Source organism: Microvirga roseola, assembly GCF_020866965.1.
GTDB classification, from domain to species: Bacteria; Pseudomonadota; Alphaproteobacteria; order Rhizobiales; family Beijerinckiaceae; genus Microvirga; species Microvirga roseola.
Window position 1 is genome coordinate 1 of sequence record NZ_JAJATX010000230.1, and the last position, 314, is coordinate 314.

A 314-nucleotide genomic window follows, 5' to 3' on the forward strand; every position below is an offset into this window, starting at 1 on the left:
GTCGGCAACATCGAACTCCTCCAGCGCCGTCTACCGGAGGGCTCCGACCGCCTCCAGCGGGCAGCCAATCACGCCATGGAGGCAACACGACGTGCCGCGACCCTGACCCAGCGGCTGTTGGCTTTCTCCAGGCGTCAGCCGCTCGATCCCAAGCCCATTGACGTCAACAAGCTAGTGGCCGGCATGTCTGACCTGCTGAAGCGGACGCTCGGTGAAGTGGTTGTGCTGGAGACAGTTCTCGCCGGCGGTCTCTGGCGCTCTCAGGCGGACCCGAACCAGCTAGAAAATGCGATCCTCAATCTGGCAGTGAACGC

1 pseudogene is annotated in these 314 nt (G+C 63.4%); it reads left to right on the top strand.

What is annotated here, in order from left to right:
• Positions 1–314: pseudogene (locus tag LG661_RS25000) on the top strand (hybrid sensor histidine kinase/response regulator); the annotation flags it as partial.